Origin of the sequence: uncultured Brachyspira sp. (assembly GCF_944393015.1) — a bacterium.
Taxonomy (GTDB): Bacteria; Spirochaetota; Brachyspiria; order Brachyspirales; family Brachyspiraceae; genus Brachyspira.
On record NZ_CALXYQ010000004.1, the window covers coordinates 70,023 to 96,673 of the forward strand.

Annotated in this window: 25 protein-coding genes; 20 read left to right on the forward strand and 5 right to left on the reverse strand. The window is 26.5% G+C overall.

The features are described from left to right. Positions 1-185: 185 nt before the first annotated feature. Together Q0K19_RS02730 and Q0K19_RS02735 are read left to right on the forward strand one after the other, a co-directional pair. The gene (locus tag Q0K19_RS02730) at positions 186-959 is read left to right on the forward strand and encodes a sensor histidine kinase (RefSeq protein ID WP_297245096.1); all 774 of its coding nucleotides are present in this window, start codon (positions 186-188) and stop codon (positions 957-959) included. Continuing rightward, a complete protein-coding gene (locus tag Q0K19_RS02735; protein WP_297245097.1) occupies positions 956-1,915 on the forward strand; it encodes a helix-turn-helix transcriptional regulator in 960 nt (319 codons plus the stop codon). Before Q0K19_RS02730 ends, Q0K19_RS02735 begins: the two co-directional genes overlap by 4 nt. A gap of 116 nt (positions 1,916-2,031) precedes the next feature. Here Q0K19_RS02735 and Q0K19_RS02740 read toward each other — a convergent pair whose 3' ends face one another. Beyond that, positions 2,032-2,325: a flagellar biosynthesis anti-sigma factor FlgM gene (locus tag Q0K19_RS02740; protein WP_014486503.1), complete on the reverse strand. Its 294-nt coding sequence runs from the start codon at positions 2,323-2,325 to the stop codon at positions 2,032-2,034. After that, positions 2,315-3,091, reverse strand: a complete 777-nt coding sequence (rsmI, locus tag Q0K19_RS02745; RefSeq protein ID WP_297245161.1) for a 16S rRNA (cytidine(1402)-2'-O)-methyltransferase — start codon at positions 3,089-3,091, stop codon at positions 2,315-2,317. Before rsmI ends, Q0K19_RS02740 begins: the two co-directional genes overlap by 11 nt. Before the next feature lie 1,152 nt (positions 3,092-4,243). Here rsmI and Q0K19_RS02750 point away from each other — a divergent pair. From Q0K19_RS02750 to Q0K19_RS02770, 5 genes are all read left to right on the forward strand, one after another. Next, positions 4,244-5,170, forward strand: a complete 927-nt coding sequence (locus Q0K19_RS02750) for an energy transducer TonB (RefSeq protein ID WP_297245098.1) — start codon at positions 4,244-4,246, stop codon at positions 5,168-5,170. Positions 5,171-5,935: 765 nt separating this feature from the next. Continuing rightward, positions 5,936-7,105 carry an iron-containing alcohol dehydrogenase gene (locus tag Q0K19_RS02755; protein WP_297245099.1) on the forward strand — a complete coding sequence of 390 codons (1,170 nt, stop codon included), beginning with the start codon at positions 5,936-5,938 and terminating at the stop codon, positions 7,103-7,105. Between the two features lie 216 nt (positions 7,106-7,321). Continuing rightward, positions 7,322-7,816 (forward strand): hypothetical protein, encoded by a 495-nt coding sequence (locus Q0K19_RS02760; protein WP_297245100.1) that lies wholly within the window; start codon positions 7,322-7,324, stop codon positions 7,814-7,816. Further along, positions 7,806-8,312, forward strand: coding sequence for a hypothetical protein (locus Q0K19_RS02765; RefSeq protein ID WP_297245101.1), 507 nt, complete (start codon positions 7,806-7,808; stop codon positions 8,310-8,312). The genes Q0K19_RS02760 and Q0K19_RS02765 overlap by 11 nt, the downstream gene beginning before the upstream one ends. After that, a complete protein-coding gene (locus tag Q0K19_RS02770; protein ID WP_297245102.1) occupies positions 8,290-8,730 on the forward strand; it encodes a hypothetical protein in 441 nt (146 codons plus the stop codon). The genes Q0K19_RS02765 and Q0K19_RS02770 overlap by 23 nt, the downstream gene beginning before the upstream one ends. Before the next feature lie 80 nt (positions 8,731-8,810). On the opposite strand, the gene Q0K19_RS02775 is transcribed toward Q0K19_RS02770, so the two are convergent. Together Q0K19_RS02775 and Q0K19_RS02780 are read right to left on the reverse strand one after the other, a co-directional pair. After that, positions 8,811-10,223, reverse strand: coding sequence for a sodium:alanine symporter family protein (locus Q0K19_RS02775; protein ID WP_297245103.1), 1,413 nt, complete (start codon positions 10,221-10,223; stop codon positions 8,811-8,813). 61 nt (positions 10,224-10,284) lie between these two features. Then, positions 10,285-11,502, reverse strand: a complete 1,218-nt coding sequence (locus tag Q0K19_RS02780; protein WP_297245104.1) for a hypothetical protein — start codon at positions 11,500-11,502, stop codon at positions 10,285-10,287. Between the two features lie 120 nt (positions 11,503-11,622). Here Q0K19_RS02780 and Q0K19_RS02785 point away from each other — a divergent pair, with 120 nt between their 5' ends. The 3 genes from Q0K19_RS02785 to Q0K19_RS02795 all read left to right on the forward strand — a co-directional run bounded on the left by Q0K19_RS02785 (position 11,623) and on the right by Q0K19_RS02795 (position 14,848). Beyond that, complete coding sequence (locus tag Q0K19_RS02785) at positions 11,623-12,468, forward strand: bifunctional 5,10-methylenetetrahydrofolate dehydrogenase/5,10-methenyltetrahydrofolate cyclohydrolase (protein WP_297245105.1); 846 nt, start codon at positions 11,623-11,625, stop codon at positions 12,466-12,468. A 55-nt stretch (positions 12,469-12,523) separates the two neighbouring features. Beyond that, positions 12,524-12,961, forward strand: coding sequence for an EamA family transporter (locus Q0K19_RS02790; RefSeq protein ID WP_297245106.1), 438 nt, complete (start codon positions 12,524-12,526; stop codon positions 12,959-12,961). A gap of 552 nt (positions 12,962-13,513) precedes the next feature. After that, complete coding sequence (locus Q0K19_RS02795; RefSeq protein WP_297245107.1) at positions 13,514-14,848, forward strand: NfeD family protein; 1,335 nt, start codon at positions 13,514-13,516, stop codon at positions 14,846-14,848. Positions 14,849-14,982: 134 nt separating this feature from the next. Here Q0K19_RS02795 and Q0K19_RS02800 read toward each other — a convergent pair whose 3' ends face one another. Continuing rightward, complete coding sequence (locus Q0K19_RS02800; RefSeq protein WP_014486516.1) at positions 14,983-15,222, reverse strand: hypothetical protein; 240 nt, start codon at positions 15,220-15,222, stop codon at positions 14,983-14,985. Between the two features lie 579 nt (positions 15,223-15,801). On the opposite strand from Q0K19_RS02800, the gene Q0K19_RS02805 reads away from it, so the two are divergent. The 10 genes from Q0K19_RS02805 (at position 15,802) to Q0K19_RS02850 (ending at position 26,578) form a co-directional block, all read left to right on the forward strand. Then, the gene (locus Q0K19_RS02805) at positions 15,802-16,740 is read left to right on the forward strand and encodes a UDP-glucuronic acid decarboxylase family protein (protein WP_297245108.1); all 939 of its coding nucleotides are present in this window, start codon (positions 15,802-15,804) and stop codon (positions 16,738-16,740) included. A gap of 293 nt (positions 16,741-17,033) precedes the next feature. Then, on the forward strand, positions 17,034-17,606 hold the full coding sequence (locus Q0K19_RS02810) for a hypothetical protein (RefSeq protein ID WP_297245109.1): 573 nt from the start codon (positions 17,034-17,036) through the stop codon (positions 17,604-17,606). A 192-nt stretch (positions 17,607-17,798) separates the two neighbouring features. After that, positions 17,799-20,075 carry a cation-translocating P-type ATPase gene (locus Q0K19_RS02815; protein ID WP_297245110.1) on the forward strand — a complete coding sequence of 759 codons (2,277 nt, stop codon included), beginning with the start codon at positions 17,799-17,801 and terminating at the stop codon, positions 20,073-20,075. Positions 20,076-20,348: 273 nt separating this feature from the next. After that, complete coding sequence (locus Q0K19_RS02820) at positions 20,349-21,011, forward strand: DUF4405 domain-containing protein (protein ID WP_297245111.1); 663 nt, start codon at positions 20,349-20,351, stop codon at positions 21,009-21,011. Between the two features lie 324 nt (positions 21,012-21,335). Continuing rightward, positions 21,336-22,388, forward strand: coding sequence for a methionine ABC transporter ATP-binding protein (locus Q0K19_RS02825; protein ID WP_297245112.1), 1,053 nt, complete (start codon positions 21,336-21,338; stop codon positions 22,386-22,388). Further along, a complete protein-coding gene (locus tag Q0K19_RS02830) occupies positions 22,369-23,049 on the forward strand; it encodes a methionine ABC transporter permease (RefSeq protein WP_297245113.1) in 681 nt (226 codons plus the stop codon). Before Q0K19_RS02825 ends, Q0K19_RS02830 begins: the two co-directional genes overlap by 20 nt. A 30-nt stretch (positions 23,050-23,079) precedes the next feature. Beyond that, on the forward strand, positions 23,080-24,036 hold the full coding sequence (locus Q0K19_RS02835; RefSeq protein ID WP_297245114.1) for an L-lactate dehydrogenase: 957 nt from the start codon (positions 23,080-23,082) through the stop codon (positions 24,034-24,036). 116 nt (positions 24,037-24,152) lie between these two features. Further along, positions 24,153-24,950: a MetQ/NlpA family ABC transporter substrate-binding protein gene (locus tag Q0K19_RS02840; RefSeq protein WP_297245115.1), complete on the forward strand. Its 798-nt coding sequence runs from the start codon at positions 24,153-24,155 to the stop codon at positions 24,948-24,950. Between the two features lie 28 nt (positions 24,951-24,978). Beyond that, positions 24,979-25,767, forward strand: a complete 789-nt coding sequence (locus Q0K19_RS02845) for a MetQ/NlpA family ABC transporter substrate-binding protein (RefSeq protein WP_297245116.1) — start codon at positions 24,979-24,981, stop codon at positions 25,765-25,767. A gap of 22 nt (positions 25,768-25,789) precedes the next feature. Continuing rightward, positions 25,790-26,578 carry a MetQ/NlpA family ABC transporter substrate-binding protein gene (locus Q0K19_RS02850; RefSeq protein WP_297245117.1) on the forward strand — a complete coding sequence of 263 codons (789 nt, stop codon included), beginning with the start codon at positions 25,790-25,792 and terminating at the stop codon, positions 26,576-26,578. Positions 26,579-26,651: the final 73 nt, after the last annotated feature.

The following is a 26,651-nucleotide window of genomic DNA, read 5'->3' on the forward strand; positions in this document are numbered from 1 at the left end:
ATGTTAATAACTTGTTGATAATGTTGATAAATTTGAATAAAAAATACTGTATAAATTTCAATATAAAATTTAGTATATGAATTTTGAATATGAATTCAAAATTTGAATTCATAATCTATAATTAGCATTTTTAATAATTTTATGTTATAATAATCTAAAATATTATGTTTATTCTGGATAGTACTATGAAACAGAATTTTTATATTAATAGTAAGTTAAAAGATTTAATCTCAAACATAATTTATGATGTTCAAAATTACAATAGTATAATAACTAAATATATAGATTTAGAAAGATGTGCCAATAATTACTGCAGTGAATCAAGAGCCACAATAGTAAGACAATCTTTTCTAATAAATAGAACTATGGAATCTTTAAGCGACTTTAATGATATAAATTCTGACTCTTTTAAACTTAATATGAATTTTGAAAATATATCAGTTATTATAAATGAAGCTTTGGACAGCGTATTCGATTTATTTAAATCTAAAAGGACTAAAATAAAGCTGGATGATAAAATACTAACAGAATGCATAGTTTTAATGGACAGGGATAAAATAAAGAGAAGTATTCTTAATATATTTTCTTTTATATATAGTTTAATAAAAGTAAATACATCTATGAATATATCTTATAGTTTGATAAATTATGGTAAAGATAAAGAGTTTTTATTAATGAACGGCGTTGATAATATAAGCGAAAAGGATGAGAAAATACTTGATTTAAATGAAGAATGTATAGATATATCTATAACTTTCGAATGCGATAATATACCTGATGATATAAAAAGAATGCTATTTAAAACGCCATTAATATCTTATGATAATTTCAATTTTAATAATCTATATTTATATACAGCCTATAGAATAATAAGAGAACATTATGGTAATATATGGCTTGAATCTTTAAAAAATGAACAAAGGATTAATATAATACTTCCAGCTAAGAATAAGTTATGAATTATGTATTAGGATATATTCTTTTAATTGCCTATTTATTTGCTTTTATAATAGGTTTTTCTACAATACTTTTTTCTATTATCTATTATATAATAGAAAGAGTTGCATGGCTTAAATATTATATAATATTTTTATTTACTTTTGCTTTTCTTCTTTTAATAAGGGCTGTAAAACTTCTAAGTTTTTTAACGGTCCCGTATTTCATGTCTAACAATATATTTAATACTTTATATTTCTTTAGTTTCTCTATAGCTATGTCATTAATGCTTTATTTCATACCGGCATTTTTATATAGATTTCTCAATATAAAATGGAGTTTCAAACAAAATATAGCCTATATTACAATATCTATAATTCATTTTATTTTAGGCATATTGGGAATATTGATAAAATTTGATATGTATATAATAAGCAGTATTATCTTCTATATTTCTATAATAGTAATATTTATAATAGGAGCTGTAAACTATAAAAATATAGAAGATAAAACGATGAAATTAATAGTTAAGATACTAGGACTTATAACTATAGTAATATATCCGGTTCTTATATATCAGCTCATAATTTATAGAGTAGAAGCAGCTGATATAGGCTCTATGGACATAACATTGGTATTGTTTTATATATGGTGGAATCTAGTAATGCTTGGCTATTTGTCTTGGTATTTCATTAATATAGTTAATAATAAAATGTCTAATCCTAATAATTTAAATAATGATAACAATATAAAAGATGATATCAAAACAGAAAATGAATCTTCAAAAGAAATAGATGTAAATTTAACTAGAAGAGAAAAAGAAATATTATCATATCTTCTTGACGGCAAAACTAATAAGGAAGTATCATTAATACTTAGTATATCCCTAAATACAGTAAATAATCATGTTGCTAATATATATGAAAAATCAGGCGTGAAAAATAGGGTAGAATTGGTTAATAAGTTTTCTAAGAATTGATTATGTATATAATTACTTGCTTATGATAACTAGTTTTTTAAAAAATAGTAAGTTTTTTTATTCTTACTATTTTTAAGATTAGAATATTGAAATAATTAAATTATAAAAGAGTCTTATTATTCTATAGGCATAGAATCTATTATAGAATTAGCCAAAGAGTTTAGAACCTCTTCTCTTAGGGCACCATCTTGCATATATAATTCTAATCTTTTTTTAGCTTCGGCTATCTTTTCTTCTCTCACATCAGGAGCTTCTTTGATAATGTTTACTAACTTTTCATTTTGCAAAGCTAATCTTGATTCATTAGAAATTTCTATTCTATCTGAACCCATTTTAGAAACTTTTTCATTATACTTAATGTTAGATTTCTGTTGTATATTTGATGTGCCGCCTATTTTATCAATTGTCATAGTCTGACTCCTTACATGAATTATTTTCGGCATTAGCCCCGCATACTTTAGATTTTCTATTATCAATTATAATACAAAATTCACCTTTAGTTAGTATACTACCATCTGTAAAAAAATCAAGGATATTTTTAGCCTCTGATCTTATTATTTGCTCGAACTGTTTAGTTATTTCTCTTCCGATAACAATATCCGTTTTTTCTCCAAATATGTTAACAATATCTTCTATGCATTCTTTTACTCTGTATACAGATTCATATATTACTATTATTGTTTTTTGATTATTATACAAGTCTTTTAATTGATTTCTTCTTTTACCTGATTTATTAGAAAGAAATCCAACGAACAAGGTATTTCCTGAAATTCCAGAAACAGAGAGTAGGGAAGTGAATGCAGATATTCCGCCTACAGGTACTATTTTTATATTTTTTTCTATAGCCAATTTTATGATGCTAACTCCAGGATCGCTTATGCAAGGTGTGCCTGCATCGCTTACTATAGCAGCGGAGTTTCCATTTAATATTTCATTTATATATTCATTTATTCTATATTCAGATGAATGGCTATGATAAGAAAATAATTTATTTTTAATATTATAAAAGTTTAGAAGTTTCAAAGCCACTCTAGTATCTTCAGCCAATATAAAATCAACATTTCTAAGAATTTTCAAAGCTCTTATAGTTATATCTTCCATATTTCCTATAGGAGTAGCAACTACATATATAACGCCATTTTCAACAGCATTTTTATTATTATCATTATTTGTTATTTCTTCTATAAACTCTTCATCACTTTTAAAATCATTATTATTGATGATTTCTTTATTATTCTTTTTAATAGTAATTCTCCAGTATTATATTTATTTTTATTATATATTAAACTTTTCATTAACACAATAATACTGAATCAAAAATGTTTCACATGAAACATTTTTAAACTAGTATATAGTTAAAAAACTATATTTTTATAAATGTATTATCAACTTTTTGCTGCACTCATTCTAAGTACTTCATCAAAGTTTGTGTGTACATCACAGGCTTATTTCAGCGAGTCAAACGTTATTCTCTGAGTAGGTGCTTTACCTACAGCAAAAGAAATTGGGTGTTGCAAATTACGCAGAGAAGCATGACTGTGTGCTTCGCAGGGTTAGTCCATACAAATAACTTAAATTCAAAATTGTGTTTTTGACAAACTATAAAATTTTTAGTATATTCAATACTATTAAATGTATACAATGTATATTTGCAAAGTTATGAGTTTTTATAAATACTAAAATTATTTAATATTTTCTACTATCTTAAATAAATTATTAAAATACTAAAGTTTTCACGTGAAACTAATAATTAATATAATATTTTTAAAATATTAGACTTGTTTCAAAACTAATATATTAATAATTAGTGTTGATTAGGATAATTATAATTTTTTGTTCTTTTTACCGCCGAAAAATGTACTATTATAATAATCAACTATAATTAGCCAATTTTTTAATAATACATTTTATTTATGGGATATTTCCTCATTATATTAATTTTTTAAATGGTTATATTATTATAGAATAAAAAGTTTCATGTGAAACATTTTATCGCACGGTTAGCAGGTTAATAATATATTGAATTGTTTTTATATATTCGCCTTAAATTTAAATTAAGTAAATCGTGCGTTATATTTGGGGTGGGAGGGCGGGCTAAATAAAATTTATTTAATTAATAAAATTATATCTGAAAGCTAATGAATCTATATTAATAATTAATGCTTTAGTATATAAAATGTTTCATGTGAAACATTTTTTATATTTAAATAAATTCTTATCAATTACGATATTTAGCGTCTAATAATTTTAAAAATAATATTTTATTTTAAAGCCTTTAATATGTTTTAAAACTTGTAAAATATATTAATTAAATATAAAATTAATCTTATGAATATAAAAGAAAATATTTCTAATATAAAAAAGAAATTGATAAAAAGAAAAGATATACTATTTTCTGTTATAGTATCTTTTATACTGCATATATTTTTATTCAGCTTTATAAATACTTCTATAATGCAGGAAGTATTTGCTTATGAGAAAGCTAAAAAGGAAGCAGAAGAAAGATATAAGAAAGATAACTATATGTTTTTGGTAGAAACTCCTGAAGTAGATGAGGAAGAAAGTAAAGAAGATACTCCTTTTGCATCCGATAAAACATTGAGATCAAAAGGTCAAACAGATGTTAAGCCTTCAAAAGTATTTTCTGATACTTCTGTTTTTTCTTTCTTAGGAGATGGAGCCAATAGCCCTATAATAGAAAGAAGACCTACTGAAAATATAAAGCCTAATAATAATCAAATTCAGCCTAAAGAAAAAAAAGAATTAGGAAATGAAATATCCAGAGATAAAGTAGAAACTTATAAACCTAAAAATCCGGGAATAAAAGGTGATACTAAAATACCTGCATCATTTGAAGAAGGTGCTGATAGGGCAGTTGTATTTTCAAGCGAAACAGGAAGTATGCAGCTTGGTACTAAGGCTCAGGAATATTTTTGGTATTTCTATGCATTAGTTGGTTCTATAAGAGATTCTTGGTATCTTACTATTCCTAATCAAGCTCATTATTTAGGACTTATAAGAACCGATGAAGTTGAGGTATTGCTTTCTATAGATGAAGAAGGAAATATAGAGTTTGAAAAATTCTTGAAAACATCTATAAATGGTCAAACTAGTTTGGATAATTCATGCTCAAAAGCTATTGAGTATGCTAAGAAATTAAAACCTCCTCCACAGGGTTTATGGAATGACTATGCTGAAAATGGTAAGATTTATATACCTTTTAAATTTATATATCAAAACTTCTCCAGAGAGTAATTTTGTAATACAGCAAATCATATAATTAATTGTAATAATGTATATATGAAAGAATTTAATATAGCTATATGTCATTATAATAGTTTTATTTAGTGAATATAGAAAATACTATAAACTCAAAGTTTTCGAAATTAAAGTATAAAATATATTAAAATACTAATTAATCAAAATGATTCTAAGATAATTAAGAATAATAAATTAATTGATAATTTGTCTTTAGCATTCCATTAAAAAATTATGATAGATAATTTCAATATAAAGTATAAAAGATATATAAAATAAAAATTTCAATAATATTATATGTTAAAATTTTTTATTGTTGAATAAATTTAATGACTCTAAAAATATATAGTATATGAACTAATACGCAAAATTAAAATATAATAAATAAAGTGGAGATATAAATAAAGTTTAAAACCCAATTACATTTGCAACCATTTATATTTTTCACTTAATTTTAAATATATGTTTTTTACTTTCTTATTGCTTAATTAGAAATTACAGCATTGGTCCAAGTGTTTTTCCTATTTTAACCTATAAATATTTTTTATATATTAAAATTTAACACTTTATATTATATTATTTTAATAAAAATTGTAACCAATTACATAAAATTTATTCATATTTACATAGTTTTATAAAAATATTTTACTTTATTATACTTTTTTATCATAAAATTTAAACAATTTATTATAATATAATTGACAAAAATTCTATAAATGTTATAATAAAGAACAATAAAGAGATATTGCAGGAGATTAAAGAATGTCAAGATTTACAATTCCAAGAGATTTATACTACGGCGATAATGCTATGGAGGAATTAAAGAATTTAAAAGGTTACAAAAAAGCTATAATCGTTACAGGCGGTTCTTCTATGAAAAGAGGAGGATTCCTTGATAAATGCGAAAAAATATTAAAAGATACTGGTTTAGAAGTTAAGATATTTGACGGAGTGGAACCAGACCCTTCTATAGAAACAGTTTATAGAGGTGCTGAAGCTATGAGAGAATTTAATCCTGATGTAATAGTTGCATTGGGAGGAGGTTCTGCACTTGATGCTGCTAAAGCTATGTGGGTCTTTTATGAATATCCTGAGAAGAAATTCGATGATATTAAAACTCCTTTTACTATGCCTAAACTTAGAAAGAAAGCAATATTTGCAGCAATTCCTTCTACAAGCGGTACAGCTTCAGAGGTTACTGCTTTCTCAGTTATAACTGATTATTCAACAAACATTAAATATCCATTAGCAGATTTTGAGATTACTCCAGACATTGCTATACTTGATTATTCAATACCTATGACAATGCCTGAGACAGTTTCTGCTGATACTGGTATGGATGCACTTACTCACTCTATAGAGGCTTATGTTGCAGGACTTAGAACTGATATAACAGATGCTTTGGCTATGAAAGCAATTGATATGATTGTTCATAATATAGAAAAAGCAGTGAAAGGCGATAAAGAGGGCAGAGCAAAACTTCATGTTGCTCAATGTTTAGCTGGTATGGCTTTCTCTAATGCTTTACTTGGTATAGTTCACAGCTTAGCTCATAAAACAGGTGCTGAATTCCACATTACTCATGGAAGATGCAATGCTATACTTCTTCCTTATGTTATTCAATATAATTCAAAAGTTTGTGCCGACAGATTTGCTGATATAGCTAGAATGCTTAAACTTTCTGGAAATACTAATGAAGAGCTTACAGCTTCTTTAGTAAATAAAGTTAAAGAATTGAATAGTAAATTAGGAATAAAACAAACTTATAAAGACAACGGCGTAACTGAAGATCACTTCAAACAAAAATGTGATGATATAGCTAAGAATGCCGTTGCTGATCCTTGTACAGGCTCTAACCCAAGAGAGACTGACGTTTCTAATATGAAAAAAGTATTAGAAGCAGCTTACTATGGAAATGATGTCAACTTTTAATTAATATATTCTAATCATAGTTTTTCCCCAAGCGTTATTATATAATGCTTGGGGTTTTTGTTATTTATGCCTAAATAAATAGTTTTTTACATAAAAGTATACTTTAATTCCTTGACAATTTTATCAATATAGTTATACTATAACTTATATATACTTATATTTATTATATTGTATATATATTTTTTGCCGATTATCACTATTATAGGATATCTTTTTATGAAAAGAAGAGGCGAAGTAAATATAGGTATGGCTAACTATCTATATAAAAATTCAAATAATATAGTAAAAAATATAAATAGTAATTTAAATTTTGAAGATATAAACCATATTATTATTGGTAGATTATATTATGGTGTATATTTAATAGCTAAAGATTATTTAATAAATAATTTTAATTATGTTAGTAAATGCATTAAAAGAAATACTTGTGATTTTTATAAAAATAATATATGTGATTTAGAGTGTTTAAAGCATAAAACTTATATAAATGTTAAAAAAAATAAGCATAAACCTTCTTTATGGGAAGAATTAGCAAATAACATAAATCAATTTCCTATAAATGAAAATAAAAATACTATTCAAACATGTGGAGAGAATTTTGCTGAATTGAGAGAGAGTTATGAGTATCATCCTACATATTGCAATAGAAGCAGAGTTGTTAAAGCTAATAATTTTTATAGTAGAATTTTGGGGGTACTAAATGTTAAATAGAACATTACTTATTTTGAATAAATATGTAAAAGAATTTTTAAAATTAAACAGTAATATTAAAATAATTGAAAACAGAAATTTTTATATTATATATTTTTTGGATAAGGATTTTTATTTTGGAAATCTTAATAAAATAGATGATATATTTAATTTTTTAAAACAAAAATATTTAACAAAATTAAATAAAAATGTATTATATGGATATATATATGATTATTATATAGATTATCAAGATTTTGAAGATGATATAAAAAATGGTTTATGCAAAGATTTAACATATATATTTTTTAAACATCGTGAAAAATTATATTATGAGGTAAACGATATATCTAGTATATTTTATCTTGAAAATGATTCTTTTTCTATGAATAAAGATATTAATAATTCTGAATATTATATAGAAACAAAATCTAATAATGTTCATATAGAGTTTGATAAAAAAGACTATATATTAAGTAATATAAGGGATTTAAATGGAAGAGTTACAGCAGCCTAAAAAATCTTCTGTTTCTGTAAGATCAATAAAACTTGCTCAGTTAAATTTTATACAAAAGAATAATCTTATAGACAAAGAAAGTATGGGGTTAGATCTAGGCTTTAATGCATCATATCAAAAAATAAAATCAGAAAATACTTCAATACAGTTTAATTTTGGTATACAGCTGAAACTTTTGCAAGAAGATGATGATAATAATAAAATAAATATTGGTGCTATTCAGGCACATGTAATCGGTTTATTTGATTATGAAAATGAATTGGATGAAAAGTTATTTCCAAATTTAGCTTCTATACTTTATTCATATTTAAGACCAATAGTTGCACAAATTTCTGTTATGGCTAAGCTTCCTCCTATAGATTTGCCTATTTTAAACTTGAGTAAAATAAAAGTAGATGAAATAAAAGATAAAGAATGATTTTTATCATTATTAAAAATAAAGGGCTTCACTTTGAATCAAGTGTAAGCCCTTATTATTTTTTATTAGATTAATTTTTTTTAATTGTTTTTATCATCCCATTGAGTGATAGCATCATCTGTTTTTAATTCTTCTATGAGGTTTTTATGGAATGTAGGCTCTTTATGTTCTTTTAATTGACTCACATAATGTTTAGTGAGTAAGTACACAGGCTTATTAAGTATTACCATAACTATGATGTTTAATAAAGCCATAAAGCCCATAAACATATCGCCTGCTCCCCATATAGTTTTGAACTCAGCCAATGATCCGGCAAACACCATTACTATAGTCATAAGTCCTACTATTATATAGGCTACAAAATTATCTTTCACAGCAGCAGCACCAGTCTTTATATAGAAGAAATTTCCTAATATAGAACTGTAAGAGAAGAATAGTATACATACTGTAATAAATATAGAACCGAAACCTCCCAAATGTGATTCCATAGCATATTGGAATAAATTAATACCTTCCATATTTTTAACTTCATTCATAGCTTCCGGAGATAATAGAAGTATGAATCCTGAAATAGAACATATCAATATAGTATCAGTAAATACTGAAAACATCTGTATTAAACCTTGTTTGCAAGGGTGAGAAGTATGAGCAGCTGCAGCAGCATGAGGAGCACCTCCCATACCAGCCTCATTTGAGAATAAACCTCTTTTTAATCCATTTGAAACTGTAATTCCTATAGCACCTCCGAAAATAGCACTAGGTTTGAATGCCTGCACAAATATATTTTGAAATGCCAAAGGTACTGAAGGCAAATTGGTAAAGAATATAATAAGTCCTATCAATATATAAGGTATTGCCATAACAGGTACTATAAATACACATGCATGAGTTATAGTCTCTCTTTTTTTACTAAATAATATTATTCCTGTAATTACTGTTAAAACAATGGCTGTGATATAAACAGATACATTATATTTTGATAAGGCATTTGATATTGTGTTGGCCTGAACTCCGTTAAAAGTTGTATATGTGAATATCATACATAAAGCAAATAATATTGCTAGTATTGGTTTTTTTAATCTGCTTTTTATATAGAAAGAAGCTCCTCCTATAAACTTTCCTTGAGAATCTTTTTCTTTATAAAGCTGAGCGAGTGTACTTTCAGAAAAAGCTAAACTTCCTCCTAAAATTGCCATTATCCACATCCAGAATAAAGCACCAGGTCCGCCTGCAGAAACCGCAGTCATAACTCCAGTAATATTTCCTGTACCAACTCTTGAAGCTGTACTTATACAGAAACTTACAAATCCTGAAACTCCGTCTCCTTTTTCATGTTTAGAAAATAGTAGTTTTAAAGCATGTATTGAATGTGAAATTTGTATTCCTTTTAATCTTATAGTAAAGAAAACGGAAATAACAAAAAACACTGCCAACAATAAATAACCATACATTACATTATTGGTATTTGTTATTATACTATTAATAATTTCCATTTTTTATTCCTTTATAGTATTTTTTTGATTATACAATAAATATGTTTTTTTGTATACATAATTATATTTTCAATTTATCAAGTTTTTTTGTTATTTCATTTCGTTTTTTTATGTATTTATCGTATAGTACTGGATTAGGCTTTTCATTATTGATTATATAAAGGTTATAATTAACAGCTTCAAGAAGTTTAGTGTAATAGATTTGTGCATTATATTTATCGCCTAAATTTTCATATATACCTGCTAGTTCTTCTAAAGCCTCATCATCATTTTTATTTATATCAATAATCTTTTTCAGATATTCTATTACTAAATTTCCATTTTGATTCATATCTTTTTTAAGCAGATAAACAGCATCTTTTATTAAAGCAGTATCTTTATCATAAATTTTTATAGCTTCATTATAAGACTTTGAAGCATTATCATAATCATTTTTTAATATATAAGCGTTGGCAAGTTTTTTATAATATATGTAATTATAATTTTTAGCATTTATTGCTTTTATATAATTTTCTATACTAATATCTATGTCTTCATTTTCAACATTGATTTTATATTTGCTGTAGTATAAATCTCCTAAAGCAGATAAATAATAATGATTATTTTTATCTAAAGATTTTTCCATATTTTCTACTATTATATTCATATCATTAAGAGAATTTTTATTTCCTTTTTCTGTGAGGTATTGTAAATAATCCATATTAAAATACATATTATCTTTGTAGAAATTAAAAAACATTTCATAAATTTTTTTCTTATTCTCATCATTATTATTTTCAATATTATTTACTATTTGGCTGTAATATCCTATAAGAGAAACATATTCATCTTTTGTTATAAGATTATCATTTTTTTTAGAGTAGGAATATATATCCTCCAATACTTTATTAATAGACTCAAAGAAATTTTCTTCTTTGGAATAAATATTTTTTTCTTTCCATTCATTAGGTTTTTCTCTGTCAAATATCACATAATTAAGTACAAGTCCTTTTTTATATTTAAACAGATCATAAGTTATTGATAAATCTGCATTATTATTTAATGTGAGTTCTTTGATTTTTGATTTTATTTCTTTATAATTATTTTTTTTATACGGCATATAAGGTATTATATGAAAGTCAGAATTAACGAATAAATTTTTTATTATGATATCTTTAACAGCATAAGAATTATAATTATTACTATAGTCTGTTTCAAATATTATTATTTTTTTCTGAGCAAATGATATGCTGCTTATAGTTATTATAGTAAAAAATATAATGAATATTTTTTTTATCATAGTTTAATAATATACAATATAAATATTAAAAAATCTATACTTGTATTTTATTTTACGGTATTATATTATTATGAAAAATAATAAGAAAATTTCAAATTGAAATTTTTATAAGGAGATTATATGTCTAATATTTTAGATGGCAGAGAATTAGCAAAAGAGATAAAAGAGAGAATAAAGAAGGAAACAGAACTTCTTGAAAAGAAACCAAGAATAGATTTTCTATATTTTGAAGATGATAAATCTACAGAGGTTTATTTTACAAGAGCAAAGAAGCAGGCTGAAAGTGTGGGAATGATAGGTTCTTTGCATAATCTTCCTGTAGGTACAACAGAAAAAGATTTTTTAACATTAATAGAATATTTAAATAAAGAAAAAGAAACAAGCGGAATAATGATTCAGATGCCTCTTCCTAAACATATAAGCAAGAAGAAAGTTTATGAAACCATTTCAATAGAAAAAGATGCTGATGCAATATCTCATGTTAATTTGGGAAGAATATTTATAGGCGATAGTAATTTAGCTCCATGTACTGCAAAGAGTGCTATGGCTTTAATAGAGAAGTCTGGTATAAATATAGAAGGTGCTAATGCTGTTGTTATAGGCAGAAGTGAGATTGTTGGAAAGCCTTTAGCTCATTTACTTTTACAGAAGTCGGCTACTGTAACAATAGCACATTCAAAGACTAAGAATTTAAAAGAGATTTGCAAAAATGCTGATATATTATGCGTATCTATAGGAAAGGCTGAATTCATTACAGGAGAATATATAAAAGAAGGAGCTGTAGTTATAGATATAGGTATAAATGTACTAGAAGACGGTTCTTTAAAAGGAGATGTTAATTTTGAGGAGGCTTCAAAGTTAGCTTCTTATATTACTCCTGTACCAAATGGGGTTGGAAGTGTTACTGTTTCTATGCTTTTAGATAATGTGCTTTATCTTCATAAAAATATTATGAACAAAAAATAATTAATAATCAAAAACATAATACTAAAAATACTATATTAAAAATTAAAGGCTTTTTATGGATATTGTTTTTGCATTATTATCATCGATATTTGCATCTCTTACTGCTATACTTATAAAGATAGGTTTAGCTGGAATTAATTCAAATTTAGCAGCTGCCATAAGAACTATTATAATATTAATAATGTCTTGGGTTATAGTTTTTTATACAAATTCAGTAAATTCTATAGACACAATAGATGCTATAAAAAATCTTAATACAAAGACTATTATATTTATAGTATTATCAGGAATAGCGACAGGTTTATCATGGCTTTTTTATTTCAAGGCTTTACAGATTGGAAACGTAAACAAGGTAATAGTTATAGATAAACTTTCTATAGTTTTTACCATAATATTAGCGGCAATATTTTTAAAAGAGGCTTTGAATATAAAAATCATTATAGGTGTGCTTTTTATAGTGGCAGGTACATTGATAATAAGTCTTCAGTCATGAAAAATTCTACAGTATAAATAAAACTTGGGCGGGCGTTATAATTTCAGTGCTGGCATATAAGAATAATTAAGCAGAAATTTATAAATTGAACTTTATAGAAAAAAGGGCGGGGTATGTAATTAAGTTTTAAAGCTTTATTTTCACTCCCCACCCTTTATATTTATAGTTTAAATCTGAATTCAAACTTTTAATTTTCTTAATGACTCAATTATAATTTAATAGCATCCCACCCAAGATTATTTTAAATTTGTTGCTTCCTCACCGCCGCTGTGATACGCTTAAAATATATGCTGTTTTTTTAATTATAATTTACACAATAAATGATAGTCTTCTAAACGTCGTTGAAAAGATTATAAATTTTAATAAAGTTTGGGCGGGCGTTATAATTTCAGTGCTGGCATATAAGAATAATTAAGCAGAAATTTCTAAATTGTACTTTATGGAAAAAAGGGCGGGAATTAGAATAAAGTCTTATAGATTATAATTATGCTTGAAAAAAATATAAGTTATACTAAAATAATAATATAAATTTAAAAAAAGAGAGTGAGGTTAATGAAAAGATTTAATAATATATTGATAATGCTTTTTTTGAGCATTTTTATTTTTTCTAATTATTTATATTCAAAAGACGGTAAAGTTTATGTTATAAAAAAACAGGAATTTCAGGAGATAGACAGATGGTATGCCGGATATTTGAAGAAGGCTATAGATGAAGCAAATGATGAAAAAGCAGATTTAATCATATTAGAACTTGATACTCCTGGAGGACTTCTTTCTTCAGCTTTATCTATAAAAAATTATATTATGGAAAGCAATGTACCTGTAGTGGTTTATATTAATAAGAATGCCTTATCTGCTGGGGCTTTGATATCATTGAGTGCAAAAGAAATTTATATGTCTGACGGAAGTGTAATAGGAGCAGCTACACCTGTTTATTTAAATGGAAATGAACCTAAAAAGGCAGGAGAAAAAGAGGTTAGTGCTATGCGTGCTGCAATGAGAGCATCTGCAGAAACTACAAAAAAGAATGCTAAAGCTGCAGAAGCTATGGTTGATGAAACTATAGTTTTAACTAAGAAAAGTGACGGTATAGATTTAGATGATAAAACTTTGCTTACATTAAGTGCTGATGAGGCAGTAGCCATAAATATAGCTGATAAAAAAGCTAATTCTATAAATGAGATATTAGAATTAAAAAATATGAGTAATGCTGAAATAGTAAATATAGAAGAAGAAGGATATGATTCAGTATTAAAATTTCTTCTTAATCCTTTAGTTTTAAGTATATTGATGTCTATAGGAATAGCTGGAATATATATTGAAATAAAAACTCCGGGGTTTGGTGTCGGAGGCGTAACAGCCATAATAGCTTTTGCTGTATTTTTCTTTATTCAGTTTTTTTCAGGAAGCAGCACATTTTTAGCACCTGCCATATTTATACTTGGGGTTATTCTTCTTTGTGTTGAGCTATTTCTTATACCTGGTTTTGGTATTACAGGTATATTTGGAATAATAGGAATTGTAGCCGGACTATTTATTTCTTTCGGAATACATAATATAGCTGTAGCTTCTTTTGTGATATTTATTTCTTTATTAATAGATATCATACTTATAATATTGATTGCAAGATTTATGAGTAAATCAAAAGATTTTAAAGATAAGATTACATTAGACAGTGATACTTCAGGATATCATTCAAGTGTTTCTTATGATGATTTAATGGGCAAAGAAGGAGTAGCTGATACTTTTTTCAGGCCTTCAGGATATATAGTCATAGATGGAAAAAAGTACGATGCTGTTAGTGAAGGTGAATTTATAGATAAAGGCAGCAATTTAAAAGTTATTCTTGTAGAAGGCAACAGAATAGTAGTAAAGAAATCTAGTTAAATACAATATTATAAAGCTGGAAATTTAAATTCCAGCTTTTATACAGTAATATTCAGCATAGAACTATCCTTACAAAAAATATTTCTAATGTATAGATGTTTACATAATATAAAAATAATACAAAAAAATATATTTTAAGCTAATGAACTAAAAGCTCTTACAGAAGATATATCTATTCTAAGCTGCAAAACGTATCTTTTACCATCACGTCCTATAGCATAAGTGTATCTGCTTGAAAGAGGAGACATACCGCTTCCTTGCTGGCTTATCTTTTGTATATTAGTAGGATTTTGAGCTGCAATATTTTCTTTAGGAGCAGGCATTTGAACTTGTGCTGTTTGCTGTACATTATTATTTATTCTATTGATAGTCATACTAAGAACTCCTTTTTTAGTAATTAACTGCTAATATTAACGGTAATATAAAAAAAACCTTAAGGAATTTATTTAATGCACTTAAAGTTATTATTTTGTAATTTTTTATAAAAGCGACAATTTTTGTCATTAATATATGTTATAATATAAAATTTTAATTACATATCCCGCCCTTTATGCTTTTGGATTAGTTTTGAAATTGCACTTTTTCTTTCTTTTATGCTTATTAAGAAATGTTAACACCCACCCAAGCGGTTTTAAAATTTAAATATAACACAACGCACGCTAAGCTAAGCAAAAAATATAAGTCAATTAATAATTCAAATTTTATTTATATTTGATAATCTGTTCACCGTGCGCAGAGTGAATTGTAAATCTAATTAAATCTAGGGCGGGTATGCTTTTACAAGAGGAACATTAAAGATATATGAAGTTATTATTTGAACTTGTGGCATAAAATATAAATGGGTGGGATGTGAGTATAAAGTTTTAAAATTATATATTAATAATTTTAATTGAAATATTTAATTATATGTTATAATATATATGAATACATAAAGAATATATAAGGATATTTAAATGAAAAGAATTATTGTAACAGGCGGAGCCGGATTTTTAGGTTCTCATTTATGTGAAAGATTATTGAATGAAGGAAATTATGTAATATCTATAGATAATTTTTTTACAGGCAGTAAAGAAAATATTAAACATCTTTTGAATAATAAAAATTTCGAAAGCATAAGACATGATATAACAGAACCAATACATATAGAATGTGATGAGATTTATAATTTTGCATGTCCTGCTTCTCCTATACATTATCAAAGAAATCCCGTGCATACTTTTAAGACAAGCGTTTTTGGTATACTCAATATGCTCAATTTAGCAAGAGATTGTAATGTTAGAATACTTCATGCTTCAACTAGTGAGGTATACGGAGATCCTTTGGAGCATCCTCAAAATGAAAGTTATTGGGGACATGTTAATCCTAATGGTATAAGAAGCTGCTATGATGAGGGTAAAAGAGGTGCTGAAACTTTGATGATGGATTATTACAGAGAGTATAAAACAGATATAAAGATAATTAGAATATTTAATACTTATGGTCCTAGAATGAATGAACATGACGGCAGAGTAGTTTCAAATTTTGTTATACAGGCACTTCAAAATATACCTATAACAGTTTACGGAGATGGAAGCCAAACTAGAAGTTTTTGTTATTGCGATGATTTGATAGATGGTGCTGTAAAAATGATGAATGCAGATAACTTTATAGGTCCTGTAAATTTGGGAAATCCAGCTGAAATGACAGTGTTGGAATTTGCTCAGAAAATTATAGAGATGACAAATTCAAAATCAGAAATAGTTTTCAAAGATCTTCCTAAAAACGATCCTATAAAAAGACAGCCTAATATCACATTGGCTAAAGAAAAACTTAATTGGAAGCCGGAATATAAATTGGAAGATGGCTTGAAAAAAACTATAGAATATTTTGATAATTATTTAAAAAATAAATAATTGGATATAAATGTATAATTTGTGCTATAAATAATTTGTTTAGTATAAATAATTTCATTTTTTATTTTTCTAATATTTTATGTATTTTTACAGTGATATATACAATTCTATTATTTAGTAAAAATAAATTACAATTTAATTATAAATTATAAATAATTTTTTTATAATTTATAATTAATGTAAGTATTATGTAAATTATTTTATTTCTTCATAAAAATATAATATGAAATAAATTTTCACTTTTTATTTATAAATGTTATATTTAATACATAGAAAATATAAGGAAATAAGAAATGAAAGCAAAAATATTTTTAATAATAATGATGATTTTATTTGCCGTATCATGTGCAAATAATAACCCAGCTAATCCTGTTCAAAATAATAATGAAGCAAAAAACACAGAAAATAATGCTAATTCAGGAAATACAAGCAGTAATTCAGGTAACACTTCTTCTAATGATAATGGCAGTGATAATGAAGGTACAGGAATAAATAATAATGGTGATAAGCCAACTATTGAGGCATTAAATGGTATTGTAGAATACGGCGGAAAAGGACAATTAAATATTAAGTTGTTAGATGGAATTCATGCTGTAGGTCCTGAAGATATACAGGTATATGTAGATATTTATGAAGAAGATAAAATAGCTAGCGTACATGCTAGAGGTCTTTTTAATTTTGATAATATTAAGTTAGATAATAATAAAAATACATATTATTCAAGTGATTATAAAGGCAATTATACATTAACAATGAGATTTGGAAAGGATTCTATAACAGACTTTCAGGTTATAATACATTTTAACGGTGATAATTACAAATATTACGTTACAGCTGATAAATTAGATAAAATTATTAGAAATTAATTATAATAGAAAATTAATTAAAATAGGCTTTATATTTATTATATAGCCTATTTTTTTATTTATTTTTTATATATACCCATATACCCTACTTGAATTTTATTAGAAATTTATTATAATTATATTGTTAGACTATTGTAACATTTTATAAAAAATAGTAAAATGAAATATGTTTTTATACAGGGGTTTATATATATGAAAATGACTTTAAAAATAGGAGGCATGCATTGTGCTGCATGTTCAAGGGCTGTAGAAAGAGCCTTGAAAAAAACAGAAGGTATTGAAGATGCCAATGTTAATATAGCTACTGAAAAAGCAGTATTCAATTATGATGAAAAAAAGCTTAAGTATGATGATATAGTGAATGTTGTAGTAAAGGCGGGATATCAGGTTTTAGGTAAAGAAGAAGACCCGGCAATAGTAAAAGCAAGAGAAATAAAAGAGCAGAAAATAAGACTTATAGTATCAGCAATATTTTCTATACCTTTGTTTTATATATCAATGGCGCCTATGGTAAGTTTCGTTAAATTCCCAATACCTAGTTTTTTGGTGCATCATATTAATCCTCAAGTTTTTTCTATAGTTGCTATATTTTTATGCGTACCTGTTATGATATCAGGTTATAAATTTTATACATTAGGTTTTCCTGCACTTTTCAGAGGCTCGCCTAATATGGACTCGCTTGTGGCAATAGGAACAACTGCAGCATTCAGTTATAGTATTTATTCTACTGTTTTAGCATTTATGGGACTTAATCCTCATGGGGAAAATCTTTATTATGAGTCTGCTGCTGTTATAATAACATTAGTACAGTTTGGAAAATATTTAGAGGCTAGAAGTAAAGGAAAGACAGGTGAGGCAATAAAAAAACTTATGGGACTTCAGCCTAAAACTGCTACTATAATAAAAGACGGGGAAGAAAAAGAGATAAAAATTGCAGATGTAAAAGTTGATGATATAGTATTAGTTCGTCCGGGTGAGAAGATTCCTGTTGATGGTGAAATTATAGAAGGATACAGCAGTGTTGATGAATCTATGCTTACAGGCGAGAGCATACCAGTTGAAAAGAGTGTAGGGGATAAAGTAGTTGGTGCTTCTATAAATAAAACAGGAAGTTTCAAATTCAAAGCTCAAAAAGTAGGAGCTGACACTGCATTAGCACAGATTATAAAATTAGTAGAAGATGCTCAGGGTTCAAAAGCTCCAATAGCACATATTGCCGATGTTGTGTCTTCATACTTTGTACCTGCGGTAATAACTATAGCTTTGATATCCGGTATAATTTGGTTTATAGCTCTTCATAATTTTGTATTTTCTTTAACCGTATTTGTATCCGTACTTGTTATAGCTTGTCCTTGTGCTTTAGGGCTTGCGACACCTACAGCAATAATGGTTGGTACTGGAAAAGGTGCTGAACTTGGAATACTTTTTAAAAATGCTGAGGCTTTAGAAGTTTCTGGAAAAATAAATGCGGTGATGTTCGATAAGACAGGCACTCTTACAGAGGGTAAGCCTTATGTTACTGACATTATTTCTGATGATAAAGACAAACTTCTTTTGATAGCGGCAAGTGCTGAAAATGGAAGCGAACACCCTTTAGGCGAAGCTATAGTAAGAGAGGCCAAAGAAAAAAATATAAAACTTCTTAATATAGAAAATTTTAAAGCCATAGCTGGTTTTGGTATAGAAGTATTCATTGATAACAAAAAAGTTTTAATGGGCAATTACAAACTAATGAATAAAGAAAATATCAATATAGAAAATTATAATTCATATATGGATAAACTTTCAAAAGAAGGTAAAACTCCTATGTATGTTGCTTATGATAATAAACTTTTAGGTATAATAGCAGTTGCTGACAAATTAAAAAAAGAAAGTATCGAGGCAATAAACAGACTTCACAAACTTGGAATAAAAACTGCAATGATTACAGGAGATAACAAAAACACAGCTAATTCAGTTGCAAAAGAAGCCGGTATTGATATTGTATTTGCAGAAGTGCTACCTGAAGAAAAATCTAATGAAGTAAAAAAACTTCAGGATCAAGGCTTAACTGTTGCTATGGTAGGCGATGGTATAAATGATGCACCTGCTTTAACTCAGGCTAATGTTGGTATTGCCATTGGAAGCGGTACCGATGTTGCTATTGAAAGTGCTGATATAGTATTAGTAAAATCAAATACTAATGATGTTGTAACTGCTATAGAATTAAGCAAGGCAACTATGAGGGATATAAAACAAAATTTATTCTGGGCCTTTTGCTACAATGTAATAGGCATACCTATTGCGGCAGGAGTTTTGCATGTATTCAGAGAACCTTTAATAGCTTCTTCTATAGGAGGATTTTTAACTGCTATTATGGGTAAGGATTTACTTTTGAATCCTATATTTGCTGCTCTTGCTATGAGTTTAAGTTCTGTTTCTGTTGTTACTAATGCTTTGAGATTAAACTTTTTCAAACCAAGCAAATAATTTTCATTTTTATTTATATACTAAGTTTTTTCAATCATATTTACTCATAAGTCCATAGAAATTATATTCCTAATTTCTATGGATTTTTTATTATTGCTAGCGAAGTTACAAGCATAATAATAAATAATAAAAAAATATATAAATTTTTTTTACAAAAAATAAATTATAGGAAACTTTTAACAAAGTAATTCGTCTAATAAAGTAAATAGCATGCTATATTATTTTAATAATTGAGATGATTGACTAATTTTGTAAATAGGGGGAAAATTATATATGAGAAATAGGATTAAAATAATTATAGATATAATAATGATAATTCTTTATTTCGTTTTGATGGGATATCATTTTACAGGACGAACTATACATGAATATTTAGGCTTTTTGATTTTTGTATTTTTTATACTTCATAATATAATGAATATTAATTGGTATAAAAATCTGCCTAAAGGAAAATACAATTTAAATAGATCGCTTAATACATTTATAAATGCTATGCTTTTTATATGTATGTTTGGATTAGTGGTAAGCGGAATATTATTTAATAGAGATTTAGTAGAATTCCTTAATCTTAGCAGCATCAAAGTATTCAATAAAAAACTGCATATAGTTTGCAGCTATTGGGGATTCATATTGATGTCTGTACATTTGGGAATGCATTGGGGAATATTTATAAACATGAGTAAAAAAATTATAAATATAAAAAAACAAATATATATATTGATAGCTTTGCTAATAGCTGTATATGGAATAGTTTCTTTTATAAAAAGAGGTTTTTATATTAATATGTTTGTAATTGCCAAAGTTCCTAAAGCTGAAGAAGCTGCAGTATTTTTCTTTATGGATCATGTTGCTGTAATGGGAGTTTTTATATTCATTACTTATTACTTACATAGATTGAGCAATAAATTAAATAAGATGAGTATACAGCAAGGATAATAACTTTATAATTTTCAAAGTGCGGGAATAGATGTAATTAAGTTTTAAAATTTATTTACATACCCCGCCCTTTATTCTTTTTAGCATTTGTTTTGAAATTTCTGCTTATTATTTCTTATATACTAACATTGAAATGTTAGCACCCGCCCAAGTTTTTATTATATTAGCAATTTATTTAACCGCCTTTAATCTGATAATTATTTATTAATAAGTATTTTTTAATTAAACATTTTATCAGTATTGACAGATATATTTAAAAATATATAATTGAAAAAATGGGTTTTATTTTCAATAAATTTTATAATCTAATTTTCAGGATAATAGATGATAGTTTTAGAAAATGTCAGCAAAATATTTAAAACTGCTAAAAATAAACAGCTCAATGCAGTTAATAATGTATCTTTAAAAATAAACAAAGGCGAGATATACGGCATAATAGGTTTTTCAGGAGCCGGAAAATCAACTTTAGTAAGATGCATAAACTTATTAGAAAGACCTACATCAGGAAAAGTTTATGTAGGCGGAGAGGAATTAACATCTTTAAAACCTAGAGAGCTTAGAGAAAAAAGAAAAAAAATAGGTATGATATTTCAGCAGTTTAACTTATTCGGTTCAAGAACGGTATTTAAAAATGTTGCATACCCATTAAGATACAGAGGACTTTCAAAAGAAGAAATAGAAAAAAAAGTGATGTCTTTACTTGAACTTGTAGATATAAAAGAAAAGGCCTATGTTTATCCTTCGCAATTAAGCGGCGGACAGAAACAAAGAGTTGCAATAGCTAGAGCTTTGGCCAATGATCCGCAAATACTTTTATGCGATGAAGCTACAAGTGCTTTGGATCCGCAAACAACATCTTCTATATTGAAGTTATTAAAAAAATTAAATGAAGAACTTGGAATAACTATAGTTGTAATAACTCATGAGATGGGCGTTGTAAAAGAGTTATGTCATAGAGTGGCAGTTATGAATAAAGGCTGTTTGATAGAGGAAGGAAATATATTTGAAGTATTTTCTCATCCTCAAAATCAAATCACTCAGGATTTTATAGATACAACTTCAAATGTATCTAAAATATATACACTTATAGAAGAAAAACATAATATAACAGAATTAAAACAAGGCGAATGTATATTAAGATTAAAATATAAAAAGGATTCTGTAGGAGAGGCTTTGATATCTCATATTTCAAGAAAGTTTAATGTTGATGTTAATATAATATTTGGAAATGTTGAGCTTATAGATGAAAGCCTTTTAGGCGGACTCGTTGTTATACTTCATGAAAAAGAAAAACATGGCATAACAAAAACTATAGAGTTCCTTAATGAACAAAATGTAGATGTAGAGGTGATAAAAGATGCTAGATATGATGAATAATTTAATGCCTAATGTTATGGCTGATTTACCTAGACTTTATCAAAGTATAATACAAACTTTCGTAATGCTTTTTTATTCAGGCATAATATCATTTTTCATAGGCGGTTTTTTGGGGGTGCTTTTAATAGTTACTAAAAAATTCGGAATAATGGAAAATATATTGTTATATGAAGTATTAAGCAAGGTAATTAACTTTTTCAGAGCTATACCATTCATAATACTTCTTGCCATGCTAGTACCTCTTACAAGATTTATAATGGGTACTGCAATAGGAGTAAAAGGGGCTATTATACCATTAATATTTGGAACAGTTCCTTTCTTTGCAAGACAGATAGAAAGTGCATTATCAGAAGTTAATCCAGGATTGGTAGAGGCGGCACAGTCTATGGGATCATCTCCTATAGCTATTATTTTTAGAGTATATTTAAAAGAAAGTATAGCTCCTATAGCAAGAGGAACTACTATAACAATAATTAGTTTAATAGGGCTTACTGCTATGGCCGGAGCTGTAGGTGCAGGCGGACTTGGAACTTATGCTATACAATCAGGATATTATAGAAATAAATTAGATATTATATATGTATCTGTAATACTTCTTGTAATACTTGTTGGAATTATACAGGCTATTGGAAATTTTATAGTAAAAAAAGCTACGCATTGATAAAAATTATATATAGGAATTGAATTGTTTATGGAAACTTTATTAAAAAGAAGAAAAGCTGTATTGATAGGGGCAGGACATGTAGGTTCTCATGCAGGATATGCATTGGCGGCTCAAGGTTTAGTTGAAGAAATAATTTATATTGATATAGATGAAAAGAAGGCATTCGCTCAGGCTTTAGATATATTTGATGCTACAGTTTATTTACCTCATAGAGTAGAAGTAAAATCAGGAACTTATAAAGATATAGATGATGCTGATATAATGGTGGTATGTGCGGGTCCTTTGCCTAATATGAATCAAACTAGAATGGATACTTTAGGTGCTACAATAGAGGTTATGAAAGATGTAACATCTAAAATAAAAAATACAAAGTTCTCAGGAATCATAATCAATATTTCTAATCCTGCTGATGTTATCACTCATTATTTACAAAATAAATTGAATTATGATCCTAAAAGAATAATATCTACAAGCACCACATTAGATTCTGCAAGATTAAGAAGAGCTATATCAGAGGCGATTAATGTTGATCAAAAGTCAATATATGCTTATGCTTTAGGTGAGCATGGAGAAAGTCAGATGGTTCCATGGTCAGCGGTTACTATAGCAGGAAAGCCTTTGTTTGAACTTATGAAAGAAAAAGATAAATACTCAAAACTTGATTTAAAAGAATTAGCTTATAAAGGAAGAAGAGGCGGCTGGGACGTTTTAGAAGGTAAAGGCTCCACAGAGTTTGGAATAGGTACTGCTTTAGCTGAAGTTGCACGTGCTGTACTTTGCGATGAGCATAGAGTTCTTCCTGTTTCAGTGTATTTAAATGGTGAATACGGACAAAATGATGTTTATGCTTCTGTTCCTGCAGTGCTTGGAAGAAATGGAGTTGAAGAGATAATAGAATTAAAAATGAATGATGAAGAGAAAAAATTATTTGATGAATCTTGCAGCGTGATGAAAAAGAATTATGAGTTAGCTTTGAATATGTAATAATATTTATTATAGTATTATTATATATTGACAAATATTATATAAAATATAGTAATACAAATTCTCAATTATAAAATTTATGAAAGAGAATTGTATTATATAAAAATGATAATGCTATGAGAAGAATAATTTTACTTTTTATTTTTATATTTTCTGTTTCATGTTCTAATGCTGATAAAAATGTTCATATAGTGAGAGTGGGATATATAGGCGAGTCGGATAAAATTATTTGGCAAGAGGTGATGAAAAAAGTTTCTAATGATAATATAGAAATAGAATTGGTATCTTACATTAATTATTCTTCTCCTAATAAAGCTTTGAATGATGGTGAAATAGATTTAAATAATTTTCAGCATTATGCATTTTTTAATAAGGAGTTGGAAGATAAAGGATATGAATTAACTGCTATAGCAGATACATGTTTAGCTGCTATGAATATATATTCTGATAATATAACAAATATTAATCAGATTAAAGAGAATGATAAAGTTGCTATACCGAATGATGATTCTAATAGAGGCAGAGCTTTAAAAGTATTAGCAGCGGCAGGATTGATAGAATTAAAAAATATATATAAACAAAATCCTACTGTTAATGATATAAAAGAAAATAAATTAAATTTGGATATAATTGAAGTTGATGCTGGAAGTATATATGGTTTGCTTCCAGATATAGCATGTGCCGTTATCAATAGTAATTTTGCTTTAAACTTCGGACTTGATCCTTATAGAGATTCTATATTTAAGGATAATCCAAGTAATTATACTGATAAGAATTATATAAACATTATAGCGGCTAGAACTGAAGATAAAGATAATGAAATATATAAAAAAATAATAAAAGCATACCAATCTGATGAAGTTAGAAATATATATGATAAAAATTTTAAAGGAGTATATATAGCAGTTTGGTAATTTTATAGTTTTTTAGTTGGGGGGAACTATGAAATATTTATTAAAAATTTTTTTATTAATCAATATTATTTCTTGTGAAAGTCCTGAGCCTGAAGTTGTAACTATAGGGCATATAGGAGAATTTGATTATGATATATGGAGGCAGATAGACGAAGAGCTTAGAATAGAAAATACTAAATTAGAACTTGTGTATTTTCAGGATTATGAGCTTTTGAACAAGGCATTAGATGATGGGGAGATAGATTTGAATTCTTTTCAAAACTATATTTACTTTGTTAATGAAACTAACAAGTATAATTATGATCTTTATATTCTAGGCAAAACTTTTGTTGCACCTATGAATGTATATTCAAAATTTTTTACGAATATAAATCAGATATCGTCAAATGCTAAAATAGCTATTCCAGATGATGAAGTAAATTTATCAAGGGCATTGCAGGTATTAGAAGTGGCGAATATTATAAAACTTGAAAGGTTTGATAATAATTTTTATAGTATAACTAATATTATAGAAAATAATCTGAATATTCAGTTTATACCTATGGATGCAAGTATGATTTACTTTAATATGGATAATGTTGATGCGGCAGTTATAAATTACGGATTTATTTCAGACTATGTAAATTATAAGATTATATTTTATGATGATATATCAAAATATTCGCATGCTGGTTTGATGTCTTATGCTAATTTGATTGTATGCCGAGAAAAAGATAGAAATTCTAGTCTTTATAAGTTTATAACGGAAAGCTATAGACAGAAGATGAAGAAAAATATAGATCAAAATATATTAGATGGTCTTATTGCAATTGACTAATAATTACATATAAGGATATATAATGAAAAAATTATTATTTATTTTATTTTTATTGCTATTTATTATTTCTTGTAATTGTAAAAAAGATGAAGTAGTAAAAATAGGATATATAGGCGAACTTAATATGAGTATATGGGAATATGTGTCTAATGAAATGAAAGAGCAGAATATTTTATTAGAATTGATACAATTTTCAGACTATTCTATAATAAATAAGGCTTTAAATAGCAAACATATAGATTTGAATCATTTTCAGCATTACGCTTATTTTGTTAATGCTACAAATAAAAATGATTATTATTTGAGTATTATAGATAAAACTTTTATAGCAGCTATGAATATGTATTCAGAAAATTTGACTAATTTATCTCAGTTAAAATTACATTCGAAGATAGCAGTACCAAAAGATGAAGTAAATTTATCAAGATCATTAAAAATATTGGAATCTATAGGATTATTAAGATTAACCAAGAATAATAATTCTAATTACAATTTTACTACAAATGATGTAAGAGAAAATTATTTGCAATTAGAGTTTGTAGCTGTAGAGGCAGATGATGTTTATTCTGTTATGTCTTTTGTTGATGGGGCTTTTGTTAATCTCAATCTTAATTTTGATTTTAAAGACTCAAATATTTTATATTATGATGATCCTAGCAAATATGATTCTGATATGTATATTAATATTATAGCGGCAAGATTAGAAGATGAGGATAATAGTGTTTATAAAAAGATAGCTGAAGCTTATAAAAAAAGAATAAAAGAAACTGTTGAATCAGGAAAATTAAAAGGAATTATCATCAATTATTAATAGTTTTTATTGAAATTATTCAAAAAATAATATAATCTAGATAAACTAATTTAATTAAAATTTTATAAAGGAG

Excerpts from the sequence above, each read along its gene's own strand:
- Q0K19_RS02785 (WP_297245105.1), top strand. The coding sequence starts at position 11,623 with ATGTCTAATATTTTAGATGGCAGAGAATTAGCAAAAGAGATAAAAGAG.
- Q0K19_RS02825 (WP_297245112.1), top strand. The coding sequence starts at position 21,336 with ATGATAGTTTTAGAAAATGTCAGCAAAATATTTAAAACTGCTAAAAAT.
- Q0K19_RS02790 (WP_297245106.1), top strand. The coding sequence starts at position 12,524 with ATGGATATTGTTTTTGCATTATTATCATCGATATTTGCATCTCTTACT.
- Q0K19_RS02845 (WP_297245116.1), top strand. The coding sequence starts at position 24,979 with ATGAAATATTTATTAAAAATTTTTTTATTAATCAATATTATTTCTTGT.
- Q0K19_RS02835 (WP_297245114.1), top strand. The coding sequence starts at position 23,080 with ATGGAAACTTTATTAAAAAGAAGAAAAGCTGTATTGATAGGGGCAGGA.
- Q0K19_RS02830 (WP_297245113.1), top strand. The coding sequence starts at position 22,369 with ATGCTAGATATGATGAATAATTTAATGCCTAATGTTATGGCTGATTTA.
- Q0K19_RS02795 (WP_297245107.1), top strand. The coding sequence starts at position 13,514 with ATGAAAAGATTTAATAATATATTGATAATGCTTTTTTTGAGCATTTTT.
- Q0K19_RS02735 (WP_297245097.1), top strand. The coding sequence starts at position 956 with ATGAATTATGTATTAGGATATATTCTTTTAATTGCCTATTTATTTGCT.
- Q0K19_RS02765 (WP_297245101.1), top strand. The coding sequence starts at position 7,806 with ATGTTAAATAGAACATTACTTATTTTGAATAAATATGTAAAAGAATTT.
- Q0K19_RS02770 (WP_297245102.1), top strand. The coding sequence starts at position 8,290 with ATGGAAGAGTTACAGCAGCCTAAAAAATCTTCTGTTTCTGTAAGATCA.
- Q0K19_RS02840 (WP_297245115.1), top strand. The coding sequence starts at position 24,153 with ATGAGAAGAATAATTTTACTTTTTATTTTTATATTTTCTGTTTCATGT.
- Q0K19_RS02805 (WP_297245108.1), top strand. The coding sequence starts at position 15,802 with ATGAAAAGAATTATTGTAACAGGCGGAGCCGGATTTTTAGGTTCTCAT.
- Q0K19_RS02775 (WP_297245103.1), bottom strand. The coding sequence starts at position 10,223 with ATGGAAATTATTAATAGTATAATAACAAATACCAATAATGTAATGTAT.
- Q0K19_RS02740 (WP_014486503.1), bottom strand. The coding sequence starts at position 2,325 with ATGACAATTGATAAAATAGGCGGCACATCAAATATACAACAGAAATCT.
- Q0K19_RS02810 (WP_297245109.1), top strand. The coding sequence starts at position 17,034 with ATGAAAGCAAAAATATTTTTAATAATAATGATGATTTTATTTGCCGTA.
- Q0K19_RS02780 (WP_297245104.1), bottom strand. The coding sequence starts at position 11,502 with ATGATAAAAAAAATATTCATTATATTTTTTACTATAATAACTATAAGC.
- Q0K19_RS02750 (WP_297245098.1), top strand. The coding sequence starts at position 4,244 with ATGAATATAAAAGAAAATATTTCTAATATAAAAAAGAAATTGATAAAA.
- Q0K19_RS02730 (WP_297245096.1), top strand. The coding sequence starts at position 186 with ATGAAACAGAATTTTTATATTAATAGTAAGTTAAAAGATTTAATCTCA.
- Q0K19_RS02815 (WP_297245110.1), top strand. The coding sequence starts at position 17,799 with ATGAAAATGACTTTAAAAATAGGAGGCATGCATTGTGCTGCATGTTCA.
- Q0K19_RS02850 (WP_297245117.1), top strand. The coding sequence starts at position 25,790 with ATGAAAAAATTATTATTTATTTTATTTTTATTGCTATTTATTATTTCT.
- Q0K19_RS02760 (WP_297245100.1), top strand. The coding sequence starts at position 7,322 with ATGAAAAGAAGAGGCGAAGTAAATATAGGTATGGCTAACTATCTATAT.
- Q0K19_RS02820 (WP_297245111.1), top strand. The coding sequence starts at position 20,349 with ATGAGAAATAGGATTAAAATAATTATAGATATAATAATGATAATTCTT.
- Q0K19_RS02800 (WP_014486516.1), bottom strand. The coding sequence starts at position 15,222 with ATGACTATCAATAGAATAAATAATAATGTACAGCAAACAGCACAAGTT.
- Q0K19_RS02755 (WP_297245099.1), top strand. The coding sequence starts at position 5,936 with ATGTCAAGATTTACAATTCCAAGAGATTTATACTACGGCGATAATGCT.